Source organism: Streptomyces griseorubiginosus (assembly GCF_017614965.1).
Taxonomy (GTDB): Bacteria; Actinomycetota; Actinomycetes; order Streptomycetales; family Streptomycetaceae; genus Streptomyces; species Streptomyces griseorubiginosus_B.
The window spans coordinates 1-1,676 of sequence record NZ_WVUG01000619.1 but is presented as its reverse complement, the minus strand read 5'-3'; the positions used below and the strand labels follow the sequence as shown (position 1 = coordinate 1,676).

Annotated in this window: 1 protein-coding gene; it reads right to left on the bottom strand. The window is 70.5% G+C overall.

The features are described from left to right. Positions 1-174: 174 nt before the first annotated feature. Positions 175-1,551, bottom strand: a complete 1,377-nt coding sequence (locus GRC12_RS44225) for an IS1380 family transposase (protein ID WP_208786062.1) — start codon at positions 1,549-1,551, stop codon at positions 175-177. Positions 1,552-1,676 lie beyond the last annotated feature (125 nt).

Below are 1,676 nucleotides of genomic sequence, written 5' to 3'. Positions count from 1 at the left end.
CTAGCCTCGATCTTGCGTGAGGGTCCGTCAGCTTGCTGGCGGGCCCTTTCGGCTCATTCGGGGCGGTCATTTCTGCAGGTGGGCAGACTGGTGGCCCGGCTGTCGCGTCGGGTGGGCGCCGGGTTCCACTGCTCCGGCCGGGTGGAGCTGCTCGTAGGGACGGGAAGTTGCTGGTCAGCCGGGGTTGGGCAGTGCTGCGAGCCGTTGCAGAGCGTCTGTGATCAGGCCGGCCCAGGGCCAGTGCTTGGCGAAGCGGAGGATGCGGCGTCGTCCGGTGGTGACGAGTTGCGCGGCGGCGGAGAAAAGGCGAAGTCGCAGGCGGCGGGGCTCCCACAGGCGGGCTTGGCCGGTGAGGGCGAGCAGGGGCATCCAGGCCAGCAGGTCGAGGGCGATCTGGACGATCTCCAGCCAGATCTGGTTCTGTGGGATGTCGTGCAGGGGGAGGTTGCGCAGACCGGTGGCGCGGGCGGCGCGGATACGGTCCTCGGCGCGGGCACGCTGGCGGTGCCGCAGCTCCAGCTCGGCGATCGAGGTGTGCTTGGTGTTGGTGGCGAAGCAGGTCAGGCGCATGCCGTCGGCGTCGGTGAAGCGCAACTGGGCGCCGGGGTGCGGCCGTTCCTTCCGCACGATCAGCCGCATCCCCTCGGGCCAGCCCTTGAGGCAGTCGCCGCCGAGCTCAGCCACACAGGCGCCGTCGCGGATCTCGCCGTCGGGCTCGACGGCCGGTGTCCAGGCCGAGGCCGGGACCTTCAGGACGGCCTGGTGGATTGCATCGGTGATGGTCATGCCGACGGAGTAGGACAGCCACCGGCCGCGGGCGGACAGCCAGTCGACGAACTCGTGGGTGCCTCCGCCGGAGTCGGTGCGGATCAGCGTCCGCCGTCCGCGCCGGTACTTCTTCGGCAGCTGCGCCAGCGCGAGCCGGGCGGCTTCGATGTGGTCGGCGGCGGTGTTGCTGCCCGCGTTCCCGGGCCGCAGCAGCCCGGCGACCGGTTCCCCGGACCCGCCCCGGCCGTGGTCGACGAACCCCATCAGCGGATGGTGCCCGTAGGTCTTTTTCCAGGTCGCGGCCGCGTCCTGTTTCTCGGAATGCGCGATGACGAGCACCCCGTCCAGGTCCACGACCACCTGCCCGGCCGCGTCCGGCGCCGCGTCACCGGCCAAGCTCCATACATGTTCACGCACTTGAGCGCGGGCCTGCCGCAGTGCGGTCAGCGCACGCTTCCCGCCCGCTGCCAGCGCGCTGACCAGCCGGGACACCGTCGGATCGGAGGCCACCGGCCCGAACACCGCCGGCTCGGCCCGCAGCATGCCCACATCCGCCAGGCAGTCTCCGCCCAGCGCGACCGCGAGCGCCACATCCAGCAGGATCTTGCCCGGATCATGCACCGCCCGCGGCTTGCGCCACGGCGCCAACGCCGCCGATATCGCCTGATCCAGGCCGGCCTTGCGAACCGTCTCCACCAGCAGCACTCCACCGGCCTGGGAGACCACCCCGCGACCGCCGCCTTCGGTACGGACACGCGGGTAGGACCCGATACGCTTCTTCACCTGGAGAGTGCTTCTTTCATGCGACGACCTGGACCCTAGACAAGTCCCATCGTTGCAGGTCAGGAGCACTCTCTGCGTTTCTGATCACCCACCGGACGCTCCGCCGCGCGAAAGCGCGAGGCTAG